Annotated in this window: 8 protein-coding genes; 6 read left to right on the plus strand and 2 right to left on the minus strand. The window is 47.0% G+C overall.

The window, feature by feature from the left end; translation table 11 throughout:
* Positions 1-172: 172 nt before the first annotated feature.
* Positions 173-1,597, plus strand: coding sequence for an alkaline phosphatase PhoX (locus F458_RS0116935; RefSeq protein WP_018984631.1), 1,425 nt, complete (start codon positions 173-175; stop codon positions 1,595-1,597).
* A 64-nt stretch (positions 1,598-1,661) separates the two neighbouring features.
* A complete protein-coding gene (locus F458_RS0116940; protein WP_018984632.1) occupies positions 1,662-2,210 on the plus strand; it encodes a hypothetical protein in 549 nt (182 codons plus the stop codon).
* 1,052 nt (positions 2,211-3,262) lie between these two features.
* Here F458_RS0116940 and F458_RS0116945 read toward each other — a convergent pair.
* Positions 3,263-3,814 carry a PEP-CTERM sorting domain-containing protein gene (locus tag F458_RS0116945; RefSeq protein WP_018984633.1) on the minus strand — a complete coding sequence of 184 codons (552 nt, stop codon included), beginning with the start codon at positions 3,812-3,814 and terminating at the stop codon, positions 3,263-3,265.
* A gap of 66 nt (positions 3,815-3,880) precedes the next feature.
* Positions 3,881-7,066, minus strand: coding sequence for a S8 family serine peptidase (locus F458_RS0116950; RefSeq protein WP_018984634.1), 3,186 nt, complete (start codon positions 7,064-7,066; stop codon positions 3,881-3,883).
* A 2,098-nt stretch (positions 7,067-9,164) separates the two neighbouring features.
* On the opposite strand from F458_RS0116950, the gene F458_RS0116960 reads away from it, so the two are divergent.
* The 4 genes from F458_RS0116960 (at position 9,165) to F458_RS21215 (ending at position 11,176) form a co-directional block, all read left to right on the plus strand.
* Positions 9,165-9,515 (plus strand): DUF4345 family protein, encoded by a 351-nt coding sequence (locus F458_RS0116960; RefSeq protein ID WP_018984636.1) that lies wholly within the window; start codon positions 9,165-9,167, stop codon positions 9,513-9,515.
* 42 nt (positions 9,516-9,557) lie between these two features.
* The gene (locus F458_RS0116965) at positions 9,558-10,412 is read left to right on the plus strand and encodes an SDR family oxidoreductase (protein WP_018984637.1); all 855 of its coding nucleotides are present in this window, start codon (positions 9,558-9,560) and stop codon (positions 10,410-10,412) included.
* A gap of 218 nt (positions 10,413-10,630) precedes the next feature.
* Complete coding sequence (locus tag F458_RS20775; RefSeq protein ID WP_156824284.1) at positions 10,631-10,786, plus strand: hypothetical protein; 156 nt, start codon at positions 10,631-10,633, stop codon at positions 10,784-10,786.
* A 252-nt stretch (positions 10,787-11,038) separates the two neighbouring features.
* Positions 11,039-11,176: a hypothetical protein gene (locus F458_RS21215; RefSeq protein ID WP_083928659.1), complete on the plus strand. Its 138-nt coding sequence runs from the start codon at positions 11,039-11,041 to the stop codon at positions 11,174-11,176.
* Positions 11,177-11,423 lie beyond the last annotated feature (247 nt).

Here is an 11,423-nt window from a genome sequence, read left to right on the forward strand (position 1 = left end):
TTACCTTGAATTTTTTGTTCAGAAAACTGTCATATTTTGTTCGCTTAATCGTCAATAAAATGACGACTAACTGTCATTTTTTCACCTTAGTTTAGTAGTTAGCAAGACCGGGAAGGCGTCCCTGGAGGTACAGGGTTCCAACCACTAAAAACGAATTAAACAGGTGAAAGAAATGTCTAAAGATTCAAACGAAATTAATGCTGTTCAGCCGGCGGTCAACCGCCGCGATTTTGTTAAAGGCGGCTCTGTTGTCGCTGCCAGTACAGCACTGGCTTCCTTATCTGCCAAAGGCGCAACACTACCATTTTCCTCCAGTTACGGTCCGCTTACGACGAAAGCGTGCAAAGCAACAGGTCTAGAGCTACTGGCACTGCCTGAAGGTTTTGAATATACCTCATATGGCTGGACCGGACAGATTCAGTCCGATCGCACACCAACCCCCACTGATCACGATGGTATGGCCGTTGTTGCAGCAAAGCAAAACGTGATTTGTCTGGTACGCAACCACGAGCTTAGCGAAGGGGAAGGACATAAATGTGAACCCTTGCGGGGACGTGGTGTTTACAATCCTGCGCAATATGGTGGAACAACGAACGTGTTGTTTGATGTGGTTAACGGTAAGTTTCTGTCTTCTTACAACAGCCTGGGCGGCACGATCCGCAATTGTGCGGGCGGTCCTACTCCGTGGAGCACCTGGCTTTCATGTGAAGAAACCTATATGTATGCGCAGGATATCCCCCATGGTTATATTTTTGAAGTGCCAGGTTTTGGCGTTTCAGACGGTATCCCTATTCGTGAAATGGGTCGCTTCACACATGAAGCGGTCGCCGTCGATCCTGCAACCAGTATTGTCTATATGACGGAAGATCGCGGTAGTTCTGCATTCTATAAATTTGAACCAGCTGGTGGGTGGGGAAATCTCAAATCAGGTGGCACACTCTACGCCATGGTGCTCAATGATACTCCTCGTCTTGACCTGCGCGGCGGTCTGGTTGAAGGCACCACGTACGATGTGACCTGGCAAGAAGTTCCTGAGCCTGATGCTTTTAATGAAAGCTGCTTTGATCAGGCTACTAATGCAGCCATCATCGAGCGGGGCGAAGGCTGCTGGTATGACGATGGAAAAATTTACTTTGTCTCCACATCTGGCGGCGCGGCAAATCTGGGTCAAATCTTTTGTTTTGATCCACGCCGTCAGCAACTTAAAGTTGTCTTTGAGTCAACCAGCACATCGCAGGTTGATGGCCCAGACAATATCGCAGTAAGTCCCAGGGGTAGCATTTTAATGTGTGAAGATGGCGGCTCCGATCCTAAACGGTTAGTTGGTCTGACCCAAAGCGGCGAAACCTTCACATTTTGCGAAAACCGTATCTTCCTGGATCAGGGCGACCTTGCTGTTATCGATGAAGTATACCCAGGGGTTGCTTCAGGTTTCACCGACAATGTTGGAGATTCTTCTGATGGTTCTAACCGTCGCAGCTTCACCAGCCGGGAATGGTGTGGGGCGTGTTTTTACGGCCGCTGGTTGTTCGTCAATATTCAGTCTCCGGGCGTAACCTTCGCGATTACTGGGCCATGGGAAAACGGCGCACTATAAGATGATTTATCATCGTTAAAACAATATTGGGCCGTATTGTTGCCCCGAGATATAAGGAATAGTTATGAAAGTATTAGTTTTATTAGCGTCACTATTGGTAGCGGTTCAGGCAAATGCCGCAATAATGTCATTAAGCGTACCGGGGTCAGCTTCGGGTATTCTAAGTAGTGAAAGTGGTTGGCTGAGCGGGGATACGTCAGCCATTGATTTTTATACCTTTGAGCTGTCCTCCGATACGGATCTCAGTTTTTCTCTGAATACCGCTTTTACATCCATGGGCATGAGTTTATATGCGGGCGAAATTATGATGGATCCTGGATTTCTGTTTAATAACGGCGCTGATTTTTTTGACTTTGCCGGTGAAAGTCTGACATACCTCACCGGGACCGATTCATTCCTGCCTGGGGCGGGGAATAATGAACTCGACGCAGGCATAGTAGGAAGTGGTTTTTACACGCTGGCAGTGGGCGGTAATGAAGGTTTCAGCTTAGGCGCTTTTGATTACACGCTGAACGCGACAGCGGTATCGGCCAATGTTGCTGAACCGTCGACGTTTGGCATCGTGCTAATCATGCTAGCTGGCCTGTTCTGGGCCCGTCGATACCAAGGTTAATTGGTACACGATTCTTTATAAAAGGGCCGGTAGGCCCTTTTATTTTTAAGACTTTAGTTTCTCGATAACGTGGCAACAATATCTTTGTTGGTGTCATCCATTCACATTAATAATTTGGTATTTAGCAAAAGGAAGAGTTACTGAGTCTGCGCATTTCTGTAATACCATTTGTGCCTGAGCAGAAACTTCAAAACTTTGTTATCGTATTTAAGCTTGCAAAATTAATTTTCATAATCAGATGTTTACAATAAAAACATTGTCTCGGGTGGCAAAACCCTGGTCCACCAGATATTTTACAGCTTTATAACTGCGTAAACGATGCGGTTGATGAGCGGATAACACAGGCCGCTATATTTTATAATTCAAACCGTCGAGCGAGCAATTAAAAGATCACCCATTTTCATTAAAGATACTAGCTGTGCGCTCATTCTCGTTGTTCAAAAATGATTAGTTAAAATAAAAAAACTATCCAACGCAACAGCTAGTTCACAGTCATCTTCGGTTACATTGAACGTTTCCACCATCCAATAAAAATCTAGAGTAACGAGTTGCGACACTACGCCTTGCAGAGGTGCTGGTCCAAATTAGACATCAGGACAAGTACGTTATTGCTCTGGGAATCAAACTATAGACAAGCATTAGGAAACGGAAGGCAGCGGGCGGTAGTTTTTATTTGTCAGTAATACAGCTTCACCGAAAGCGCAAGTCCATTTATCAGCATTGATCGCTTTGTGGTCTTTTACTTTCAACACTGTTGTCTGCAACACGGTGCCGTCCGTTATCTTCCAAAGATAAATTAATCGATTAATACACCTTTTCGTCTCCAGCTACCAACATACATAATCTGATCGATACTTTTCCGCCGTAGTTCCGCAATAACTATTAGCTTTTGTGAAGGTCCGTTGGGTGAAAAGGCTAGTGCACTGTACAACGTTCGAAGACATGTCAATCCAACAGGATGTACTAACAGCATATTGAAGAGCAGGTTTTTTTATCCTGTGGTACTAAAAGAAAAACCCGGCGAACCGGGTTTTTTAAAAAGACTCGTTTGCTTAAACCAGACGTCTGCGTCGAATAAATATCGCGCCTGCTGCAAGTATCATTAACCCCATGGTGGCGGGAGCAGGAACCACGGTTGCCTGACCGAGTGTGATAGTGTAGAAGTCGACGAGAGTGCCATCACTAACCTGAAAAATATCCAGGAATCCATCACCAAAAAACGCCTCATAGTTCATTTGGTAGCCCCAGGTGAAAGGACCAAAGCCCACGTCATTGGAATCCAGGTTCAGGAACTGGATACCGGCAGACAGATCATTGGTATCAATATCTACATCGGCAAAAATAACATCCAGCTCATCGCCCCATGAGTATAGATCGCCTAACTCAAAGTCGACAACCTCCACATCATCACCAAAGGCGCTGCTGACCAGACCTGTATCGAATAAATTGTTATTCAGTCTGACGGTAACGGAACCGAGTTTGTCACCAGTGAAAACGTCAAGAACGTCTTGCGAAATCAGCGCTGCGTTTGCGCTGAATGATGTTGTGAACAGCACGCCCAAGCCAATAACCGCTTTGATACACATTTTCTTAAAAACTTGCATATTATACTTCCTTTTTTTTTATAAAACTAACGGGGAGCACAGGCGCGTGTTCCCCGGCTTCGTTGTTTAAGGTTGAACTTCCAGTATGGTTGTACCCTGTGATTCGCCTGAGTTGTCATAAAATGTCATGGTGCCCATATACAGCTGGTCAGGGTCCAACCCTCTGGATAGAAGGTAAACATTCTGGTAACGATTAGCGATGGCTCGGGGTGATGCGCTCACGCGGGTTGTACTTTCTTTCTGATCAACGATCCATACCAGCGATGTGTAGTCGACAGAAGGTGCACCTAATGTATCCACACCTTGCGCAAAAAGGATATATAACGCGCCTGGATCATTCGGATCGTTCGGTACAGGGTTGACTACGGTGATGTCTTCATTTGACGTTGGGCCGGTTGAGGACGTTACAGGGTTACAACTAAAATCAACACAGCGGTAGAGGTAAAGGTCAATATTTGCACCTTCTGCACTCACCAGGTCGTCTGTTAATGTAAACCTCATCAGCGATGTACCTTCATCTATGGTTAGGAAGGTTGATGTCGCCAGATTTGCGTTAAAATTAAACGCGCCGGGTTGTGAAATTGCTGTACCGGCTAATCCTGCGGCAGGGGTCAGACCCTGATAGTCTACCGAGAAATCACCAGTGTAGAAGGTTTGTACATAGATTGGTGCACGACCACGTCTCAATTGCAGAGACAGCGATTCAGGTACATCAATGGTTGCTTCACGAAGAGGGAGCACGGCAATTGGGCTGCGCACGTTAATACCATTGTTACCTTCCAGCGTTAATGCGCCAAATGCCCATTGTTCAGGTATCGTATCATCAGTAGTAGTAAACGTAAGTGCATAGGCCGCGGTTCCATTTGCAGGCACTTCCAGCATGCCGTCGCCAATCGCGTTGCCGTCGCTATCGATAGCCGTTGCGGATACTTCTACACCTTCAGGTGCATCAATGCTGAACGAATAGGCACCACCTGCACCTGTCACATCGGTGACGGTACGGTAGATAGTTTCGGTTCCTGAAAGCTCACCAATAGCAATTGAAGGGTAATTCAACTGGCTTGCATCGGTAGAAAAGCCAGAAGCCTCAAGTTCGCTACAGGTTTGCTCACTCAGCGTTTCGACCAGACCTGACTCGCCCTGACCACACAGGAAGGCCAAGTAATCGCCTAGCTCTGCATTGTAGGTAAGTCCTGGGTTCATTGCCGGAACCGGATCAGCGTGACCACCACCAAAATCGAACGGATCAGCAGGCGTCACACCGTCTTCTTTCACGATGTTCTGGCGCGCAGCTGTCATAAGAGCCGATTTTATCTGAGCCGGTGTCCAATCCGGATACTGCCCGGCGAACAGTGCAGCTAGACCGGCAATATGTGGACTGGACATTGATGTACCCTGTAGGTACGCGTATGACTCGCCATCTACGTTTCCGCCAAACTCCAACTGATTGGAGCTGGTTGCCGCAAGGATCCTTACCCCTGGGGCTGTGATATCAGGCTTAATGATATCGTTGGTCTGCGGGTTCGGGCCGCGTGAAGAAAAGCCTGCCATGATGTTGCCTACCTCTGTCGCCGTTCCAGAGGCAGAAGTAGTCGTCATGGTGATATTGGTTGGGCCGTTATTCACACTGTCAACCAGCTCCAGGCCATCAGCGCGAGTAATCATAACGCCCGGAATATCGAAGCTGTCATCTCCGCCCATAGCAATAGGTGTGCGATCATCAGTGTAAACAACAACCCCGGTAGCGCCGGCAGCGACTGCATTGTCGAATTTATCAACAAATGGACAAACACCACGTTCGATTAGCGCAATCTGACCTGTTAGATCAGTGGTAAGCGGTTCACATGCAAGACGTGGCTCAGCCAGACCCAAATCACCAGAAAAGCCTTCTTCAGGAATGGCTGCGCCGATGTCGGCGGGGATAGAGAACAACGTCTGACCAGCTAAGATACCAGTGTTTACCTCAAGTTCTGTTCCCACCAATGCAGATTCACCGTCATAAGTGGAGGCAGCGACTGTGGTAACCCATGGCGCAATGTTACCGGCAGTGTCCGGTCCTGGACCACTGTTACCGGCAGAAGCAGAGAAAAAGACACCTGCATCCGCTGCACGAAGTGCTGCGTTATAGACAGGCGAATTTATCGCGTTGCTGTTACCGATGGAGTAGTTAAGAACATCGACACCGTCAACGACTGCCTGGTCGATGGCGGCCATGCTGTCACCAAAGAAACAGCCGCGCTCCTGGGCACCGTCTGGGCTAACATAATTGGCGTTCCAGCACACTTTATAAGCGGCAATCCGTGCGCGAGGCGCCATGCCAGAAACGGTTCCTACCTCCACTCCCGCAAGCGTAGCGGTAACGCCCTGGTTACCCGCGGCAGTAGATGCCGTGTGGCTTCCGTGACCATCAGCATCACGGGGCGAAGCAAATTCACCAAGTGGGAATTGGATCTCGTAGACACTAGAGAAGGTGGCACCGAAATAGCGAGCACCAATAAGTTTATTGTTACACTCAAAACTATCTGCAGGCGCGGTTTCGTCATTATAGACAACCACACCGTCGGCATTAACAAACTCACCGACGCTACCTTCATCACAGGCGCCATCCCAGCGCTCAGGAGGGGGAGCGTATGAAAGCTCAGGGACCTGAGAGTCTTCACTAAACGACGGGTTTTCAGGCCAAATGCCTGAATCAAGGATCCCCACGATAACGTTTTCACCCTTTATACCCAGGGTATGCTGACCTCCTGGGCCGGTAAGACCAAGGAATTCCGGCGTGTTCGCCGTTGCCGGCTGGTGAAGTTCGTCCTTAAACACGTTTGCAACATCGGGATGGTTTTTAAGGGCGTTGACCTGACTGTCCGTTAAACGGGCTGAAAAGCCATTGTAAGCATGTGAGTAGCTATGGATGATATTGATATTACCAATATCGGATGCTACTTTTTGCTGGTTTTGTTTTACAGCGTTTATGTATGCAGAAATCTTAGGTGAAGTGGGGTTGTACTGGTTACCAAATTTGCTCGCTGAAGGGTTACTTGGTACCAACTCTCCAAGTTCAGATGCTTTTGCAATTGCCGGAGCGCCGCGCATCTGAATAATATAGAGATTGTGAGATTGGGCTACTGCTGGTGCAGGTCCCGCGTCAGAAAACTTGCTTTTGTCTACCTGAATGATGTTACTGGGAGCTGCAAAAACACAGCTTATCATGGCACCTGAGAGCGCCATGCCAGTGAGAATTTTATTAAACTTCATCTTCTCTCCCTTTTGGATTTTCTGGTGATTTTTGTTCACCTTGTTGAATATGCCGACGTAAGTGAATTACGTTTAGCAAATTTCAGTTTCCAGCTACGAGAAACGAAAAACCAACTACGAAGATTTGTTTAGAATGCAGGTGCAAACCTCAAATCATGATTGTCGCGGGTAGCGTATTAACACTATGTAATTATTGATGGTTTTTTATTCAAAAAAGCAATCTGCGCGCCATTTATACAAGTTCTTGATTTTTAAAGTAAAATATTAAATAAGAAATGTTAAAATAGAAAAAGTGTAAAAAAAACCAACAGTTAGCGGTTAAAAATTGAGCGTTTTTATTTTTAATAGAGGACGAAAAAGTGTGTTTCATAAGTTGCAAAATTACCGGGTGAGGTGTGATTTCTCGAATACCCGACATGGACGGTAAGCACCACCACTACAGCGTATAACACGCCAGCACTAATTAGCGTTACGGGGAGGGTGTTAAACAGTAAGGAATAGCGACCGTTCAAGAGGGCAGGCTTTCAAGTTGCCATGTCGACATCAAGGCTTAAAAGTGCCCCATCCGCCAATACATCAACCTTAGGACAACATTGGTAGACTGATGTTCATCAAAAAAATGCGACTGAAACCGACCCGGAATGAGACTTGCCGCGCGGGCAGCTTCTGGTTCACTATTGCCCCACCTAACCAGATGCTAATAGGGTGAACCATATTGGCCGGTGCCCCGGCATCTGCAATTCGTTTCTCCCATTACACAAAGCGCGTTTTCCTGTAACCGGCCAGATTCGCATATCTTCTGAACTAACGAGTTGTTGGTATAGATAAATGGATTTGACATCAGCGGTCTGCCAGGGGACTAGCAGCTACATCTGACTGCCTGGCATAACGCATTTTTGTTTTTGGTAGGGCAATAGGTGCCTGTGTCAGAAAGGCGTCATTTTGTCGCTGCCGAGACGGTACAAATAGCGTATCACTACTTTCACTGATTATCGAAAGGGCCAGTTAACTTTCGAAAAGCAGCATACACGATGAGTTCGCCATTGCGCATGGCCAACTGCATTTGTGCCACCCAGACATCTCCGAGGCCAGCAGGTCGATTGCAAATGGCTTGTTTATCATTGATTACTGACTTCAGTGGTGAACTCTTCCAAAAAACAGCAACTATTGAGACAGACGAGCGTTGTAGAGACAACCGCTATGCCAGCGTGCATCGTGCAGCTCCCCAAGGGCAAGGCAAAAGTTTTTCTACTCGTTCTTTAAGTGAGGTCGACTTAGTGTCATTGCCGTCAAACTCGCGAAGGTGAGGTTGTCTTAGGGTAAGACGCAGTTGGGTTAATTGTTACCGTCATCCCGGCGAAGGCCGGGCTCTCCAACCGGCTCTCGATAGATTATTGCTCGCTGAATCGTTGCTGATAAATTGGATTAAGCTCAGACATTAACTCACAGTCTGTTTGGTGCCCGCAGCTGCCGGTGACATCTCACTTCTTGAACGGTAGCTGTGTATGTAAAGCACACATTTAAACCTTCCCTCGAAAATGCCAAAAATGTTCTATTCTGTTTCTCCGCTAAGGGGTCTAAATTAGCAAACATGAAGAATATACTGAACCCGAGACACAGGATGATGGTTACCGTCACTTGTAGTGCATACTAGATTTCATACGATAAATCCGTATGGGTGAGCTGCTGCTAACCGGCCTGGTCACTGGCATTGTGCTGACATGGCGTTATCGTTTTCTCAGGCTGAATAAAATTCGCTGATGCCCCTGGTCAATCGGATATCTATGCCGAAGCTGCCAGGTCGGCTATCGGCACTGGCAAGAGGCTTAAAGTCTCTTCCGACGCACTCTGTCATACTGACCAAATGTCCCTATTAAACATATTTAACCCTCCAGCCCCCTCTTGTGACCTTCCTGAATAATCTTGCCGGGGAAAATTGCAGTAACAATGATGTCTGCGTTTTATCAACAGCGTTTACTCAATCAAGCCTGACTCCGTGCATTCCGTGATTGCGTTGCACTGAAGCGTGGTACAACTTCAGATCTCCGGGAGTCTGGCAGACCTTTTACATCAACTAGATAACTACTTTGGGGAAATCATGATCGACACGCTCAACATTATTGCAATGGTGCTTACTATAGCCCTCGGACTGGTAGGATTCCTCGCTCCCGGCTTTACCATGAAAAAACTTGGTCTCAAACCTGACGGCAGCAACATGGGCTATACCGAAATCCGGGCGGCCAACGGCGCTTTATTTGTCGGAGCCGGTCTCGGGGCATTATTTTTATCCCTCCCGGCAGCCTTTGCGATGGTCGGTTTTCTCTATGCCGGCGCCGCAGCTGGCCGAATTACCGGGATTTTGTTCAACAATGCCGGCTCCGAAAAAAGCTGGGGCTATTTCAGTGCAGAAGCCCTCCTGGCAATTTACCTGCTCATTGCAAATCTCTGAATATCTGAATTAAATTCAACTCCTTGATTAAGGAACGGTCATATGAAATCCATTATCATCACAGGCGCCTCTTCAGGACTCGGCGAATCCATATCCATCAAGTTTGCGCGGGAAGGATGGCTAGTATTTGCCGGCGTGCGCAACGAGGACGATGCCAAAAGCCTTACTGAGAAAGAATCTCAGATACAGCCCGTTTTTCTGGATGTATCAAAGCCGGAGCAAATTAGCGCTGCGGTAGACTTTGTCACTGAAAAACTGGCAGGACAAACGCTTGGCGGACTCGTTAATAATGCCGGGATTGCCAAACTCGGACCGCTGGCTTTGCAAGATATCGACGAATTTATCCAGCATTTTGAAGTAAATGCATTTGGCGGACTGCGTATGGCGCAGGCCTTTCTCCCCCTTTTAGGTACAGATGAAAGCCTTAACGGCGATCCCGGACGCATTGTCAACATAACCAGTGTCGGTGGTGAACTGCCATCACCGTTTCTGGGTGCTTATACCGCCAGCAAACACGCTATGGAAAGCATCACAGACAGTTTGCGTCGTGAGTTGATGGTGTACGGTATAGATTCAATTTCAATTGGCCCGGGGAGCGTTAAAACGCCTATTTGGAAAAAAGCAAAAGAAGCAAATGCTGCAGAGCAATATAAAGACAGCGCGTGGAAAGACTCACTGAAAACCTTCCTGGACGTGATGATAGAAGGAGGCGAGGACGGACTCGAGACTGAAGATATCGCCGATGTCGTTTATGAGGCGATGACCGCTGACAAACCTAAAGCTCGCTATGCGCCTGTACCGAATAAGCTCATCAATTATACCCTGCCTACTATGCTGCCAGAGCGTCTGGTTGATCAGATATTTGCGAAGAAATTTGATATTAAAGAAGACGGCTAGCAAACGTATATCAACACACACTTTACGGTGTGCTGACTAAAACGCCTGGCAACTGGCAGAATAGCCGGCAAAGGAAATCCGTAAGGACCTTTCGATTTTGATGGAAAATACTGTTAGAGAGCTTTAGAGAGAGGCCTGTTATAAAAGGGATACTGTCAGGCCAGCTAAAAAAGAAATTTACAGTACACGCAACGTTTGCAAGCGGGTAACCCCTCCACTTGGAATTGAATAATGCGTTGTACGGACACGGTGAAACCGCGTCACGAAAAATGCGTGAACACAACAGCTTTTGTGCCGGCATGGTGATTTTCGCCGCCTCGTCGCCCCACGATAATGCCCGTTACTTTAAGACGTCGGTTTACCATCAGTTTTAGGTTCCCATCTGTGGTGCGCAGATCATATTAGGCGCAATTTTTGAGGCCGTGCCCCAACTTTTAAATCGGGTACCCGGTACTATAAATGTGGCGTTGGTTTAGTTGATTGACATGATACACAGCATCAGCAACAAGATTTGTTAGCCGTCAGCCAGGATGATCCCGCTCTGATGAATATGTTCGATAGTATCAACACAAGGTACGGCAGACACATCGCAGTTTGCAAGCCGCGGCATAGAACAAAAGTTCGATATGAAGGGCGAGTTTCTATCAAAGCGCGCGACGACCAGGTGGCGTGATAGACCACAGGTTGTGTGTATAAGACTATATAGAATTTGTGGGTCCGCTCTGTACGTAATATGGTCATTCAACCTACTTTATTTGAATTAAAATAACTTAGGTTATGTGCTCATTGCATACGAACATTGTACGTAAGTCATTAGATGATTACCGCTTTACCTTCGATGCAATGAGTTACTTTACTCATAACGAATACTCAGGGCATGCAGTGAACGCCATCCATATTACTTTCGACGAGTAAAGGATACATAACAAACTTCATATTCAGGAGGTTGTCATGACTAACTCGTTAGATAAGTTCTCAGTGCTCATTGGCTTGGACTGGGCATCAAAAAAA

This window comes from Salinimonas chungwhensis DSM 16280 (genome assembly GCF_000378185.1).
Classification (GTDB): domain Bacteria; phylum Pseudomonadota; class Gammaproteobacteria; order Enterobacterales; family Alteromonadaceae; genus Alteromonas; species Alteromonas chungwhensis.